3 protein-coding genes are annotated in these 2,644 nt (G+C 61.4%); 1 reads left to right on the forward strand and 2 read right to left on the reverse strand.

Annotation, left to right across the window (positions count from 1 at the left end):
- Positions 1–93 precede the first annotated feature (93 nt).
- Complete coding sequence (locus ABYW26_RS13025; protein WP_372605336.1) at positions 94–720, forward strand: 50S ribosomal protein L25/general stress protein Ctc; 627 nt, start codon at positions 94–96, stop codon at positions 718–720.
- Positions 721–792: 72 nt separating this feature from the next.
- On the opposite strand, the gene ABYW26_RS13030 is transcribed toward ABYW26_RS13025, so the two are convergent.
- On the reverse strand, positions 793–1,527 hold the full coding sequence (locus ABYW26_RS13030; RefSeq protein ID WP_372605338.1) for a response regulator: 735 nt from the start codon (positions 1,525–1,527) through the stop codon (positions 793–795).
- On the reverse strand, positions 1,527–2,644 hold a 1,118-nt coding region (locus ABYW26_RS13035; protein ID WP_372605339.1), incomplete at its 5' end, for an ATP-binding protein. The genes ABYW26_RS13035 and ABYW26_RS13030, both read right to left, overlap by 1 nt.

Below are 2,644 nucleotides of genomic sequence, written 5' to 3' on the forward strand. Positions count from 1 at the left end.
AATCCGCTTCCCTTCGCCGCCGAACCTCTCTATACGCCGCGGCTCATGGGCATGCACCCTTGGAGGATGCCCGGTTAACCTATGGAGAGACCAATGGCTGGTGAGATTCCCGATCTTATCGCCGCGGTACGGACGGGGACAGGCAAGGGGGCCGCTCGTCAAGCTCGTCGTGACAATCTGGTACCCGGTGTCGTCTATGGCGGCGGCGCAGACCCGATTGCAATCAACATCCCCTTCAACGTCCTGCTGAAGCGCCTGAAAGCCGGCCGCTTCCTGTCGACCCTGTTCAACCTCAAGGTTGAAGGTCAGGACGATGTGCGCGTGATCTGCCGCGGCGTTCAGCGCGACGTGGTCAAGGATCTGCCGATCCACGTTGATTTCATGCGTCTGCACCGCACCTCGCGCATCAACCTGTATATTCCGGTTGAGTTCGTCGGCGAAGCAACCGCACCGGGCCTGAAAAAAGGCGGCGTTCTGACGGTTGTCCGTCCCGAAGTCGAGCTGAAAGTCACCGCCGGCGATATTCCGGCCTCGATCCAGGTTGACGTCAGCGGCATGAACATCGGCGATATCGTCCACATTTCGGACGTGACCCTGCCCGCAGGCACCCGCCCGATGATCACCGACCGTGACTTTGTCATCGCCAACATCTCGGCCCCGTCGGGTCTGCGTTCGGCTGGTGCTGATGAAGACGAAGCCGAGGAAGCCGAAGAAGCATAAGCTTTTTCGCTATCCGACAGTTCAGGAACGCGGGGCGCTGAGAAAGCGTCCCGCGTTTCGCGTTTCAGGGGGTCAGGTTTCCGGCAGCTTGTCGGTCCACGCCACTTCCAGCGTGAACACATAGCCCGCGCCATAGACGGTGCGGATGATTCGCGGCGAGCGCGGATCGTCGCGCAATTTGCGCCGCAGCCGCGAGATCCGCGCATCCATGCTGCGGTCAAAGGGCTCCAGCTCTTTCGGGGCCGACAGGTCCAGCAATTGCGACCGGCTCAGAACCCGGCCCGCCGATTTGACCAGCACCGTCAGCAGGGCGGTTTCCGCCGCGCTCATGCGGATGCGGGTGCCTTCTTCGTCGATCAGGGTGCAGCCATCGAAATCGGCGGTCCATTCGCCGAATTGTGCAAAGCTGCGCTTGGTGGCGGCGGCCGGTTTGCGATCGGTCGGCCGTGTGCGGCGCAGAACAGCCCGCACCCGCGCCACCAGCTCGCGTGGCTCAAAAGGTTTGACGATATAGTCGTCGGCGCCGATCTCAAGCCCGACCACCTTGTCGGTCAGGTTGCCGCGCCCGGTCACGATGATCGTCGGCACACCGCTGCCGCGCAATTTGTCGGCAATCAACGGCAGGCCATCGCCATCCGGCAGAATCAGGTCGATCAGGCACAGATCGGGGATGTGCTTGGCAAAGGCGCGCTCAAAGTCCTCTTGCCGACGAAATTCCTCGACCTGAAACGACTGTTGTTCAAGCGTGCGCCGGATCAGGCGCGAGATATCCGGATCGTCTTCTAACAGATAAACCAGCGTCTTCATCACCCGTCGTCCTTGCTTGTCGCGTCACCGGCGGCGTCCCGGACCTGTGAGATCATCTGGGCCAGCTCGGCGTCACTGAATGGTTTGGTCAATACCGGAAAATCCCGCAGGGTATCCGGATCAAGCGTCTTAGCATGACCGCTCATCAGAATCACCCGAATTTCGGGAAAATCGTGGCGGATGGTCTTTGCCAGACCCAGCCCGTCCAAGGCGCCGGGCATGGCGATATCGGTCAGCACCAAAGACACGCCCTGAACGCTGTGCAGAATGTCCAGCGCTGCGGCGGCGTTCTCGGCATCCAGCAGCGGAAAGCCCATCTTGGTGATCTTGCGGCGCACGACGCGGCGGACCTCGTGATCGTCCTCGACCACCAGAATAAGGTCCAGATCCGACGCCGCCGGCGGGGCAGGGATGTCGGCGTCAGCCGCAGAATCCGTCTCGGCGGTGGCCGGGGTCTCGACCAGCGGCAACAACATGCTGAAGCGGGTGCCGCTGTTGGGGATGCTGTTCACCCAGATCGCGCCATTCGACTGGCGCACGAAGCCATAGACCATCGACAGGCCCAGCCCAAACCCGGCACCTGCGGCCTTAGAGGTGAAGAACGGTTCAAAAATCCGCTCGCATTGCTCGGCGGACATGCCACAGCCGGTGTCGGCGACGGTGATCTTGGCAAAGGGACCCGCGGCCAGCTTCAAAACCTCTGCCTCTGAGGGTTGCAGATCATAGCGCGTGGTTTCGATGGTGATGCTGCCCGGCCCCGAGATCGCGTCGCGCGCGTTCATCGCCAGATTCAGCAAAGCCATTTCCATCTGTGCCAGATCAATCTGGACCGTCAGCGGCGTGTCGCTGGGGATATGGTTCACCGAGATCGTTTCAGGCAGGGACGAGCGCAGCAGCTTCAGCAGGTCGTGCATTGCGTCTTCGATCGGCACCAGTGTCGGGTCAAAGGGCTCGCGCCGGGCCAGGGTCAGCAACCGCTTGGTCAGATTCGACCCGCGCCGCGCTGCCGAAATCGCCGGGCTAAGATATTCCTCGTTCAACTCTTCGTCGGTCAACTGTTCCGAAAGCGGCACCAGATTGCCCAGAATGATCGTCAGCAAGTTGTTAAAATCATGCG

The sequence above is a fragment of the Actibacterium sp. genome (genome assembly GCF_041584535.1).
Classification (GTDB): domain Bacteria; phylum Pseudomonadota; class Alphaproteobacteria; order Rhodobacterales; family Rhodobacteraceae; genus Actibacterium_D.

Bases quoted from the DNA above. Each gene is read 5' to 3' on its own strand.
- ABYW26_RS13025 (WP_372605336.1), top strand. From the start codon at position 94: ATGGCTGGTGAGATTCCCGATCTTATCGCCGCGGTACGGACGGGGACA.
- ABYW26_RS13030 (WP_372605338.1), bottom strand. From the start codon at position 1,527: ATGAAGACGCTGGTTTATCTGTTAGAAGACGATCCGGATATCTCGCGC.